Source organism: Actinoplanes aureus (genome assembly GCF_015704865.1).
GTDB lineage: Bacteria > Actinomycetota > Actinomycetes > Mycobacteriales > Micromonosporaceae > Actinoplanes > Actinoplanes aureus.
Window position 1 is genome coordinate 1 of record NZ_JADQTO010000105.1, and the last position, 808, is coordinate 808.

Sequence of the window (808 nt, forward strand, 5' to 3'; positions counted from 1 at the left end):
GGGGTGTGGTGGGTGGGGGTTCTTCGAGGATGAGGTGGGCGTTGACGCCGCCGTAGCCGAAGCCGGAGATGGCGGCGCGGCGGGGTAGGGGCCGGCCGTCGGGTCCGGTGAGTGGGGTCCAGTCGCGGGTGTGGTTGAGGACGGTGAAGGGGGTGCCGTCCAGGCGGATGTAGGGGTTGAGTTGGTTGAGGTGCAGGTTGCCGGGGATTTGCTGGTGGCGTAGGGCGAGCAGGATTTTGGTGAGTCCGGCCATGCCGGCGGCGGTTTCCAGGTGGCCGACGTTGCTTTTGACCGAGCCGAGGTGGCAGTGCGGGCGGCTGGGTGCTGGGTGGCCCCGTTGCTGGTAGAGGGTGGTGAAGGCTTGGGTGAGGGCGGTGGTTTCGATGGGGTCGCCGAGGGTGGTGCCGGTGCCGTGGGTTTCCAGGTAGGTGCAGGTGGCCGGGTCGAGGCCGCTGGTTTGCCAGGCGCGGGTGATGAGCTGGGCTTGGGCGGTGGTGTTGGGGGCGGTCAGGGAGGCGGCGCGGCCGCCGTGGTTGACGGCGCTGGCGCGGATGACGGCGTAGATGTGGTCGCCGTCGGCGAGGGCGGTGGCGAGCGGTTTGAGGAGGACGGCGCCGCAGCCCTCGCCGCGGACGTAGCCGTCGGCGGCGGCGTCGAACACTTTGCACCGCCCGTCCGGCGCCAGCATCCCGGCCCGGCTGAACGACAGGGTCGTCAACGGGCTGAGAATCACGTTCACCCCACCGGCGATGGCGGCGCTGCACTCCCCGCGCTGGATGCTGGTGACCGCGCGGTGCACCGCGACCAG

1 protein-coding gene is annotated in these 808 nt (G+C 70.9%); it reads right to left on the reverse strand.

What is annotated here, in order from left to right:
* A partial coding sequence (locus tag I4J89_RS49125; RefSeq protein ID WP_196421107.1) for a beta-ketoacyl [acyl carrier protein] synthase domain-containing protein occupies window positions 1-808 on the reverse strand: 808 nt, incomplete at both ends.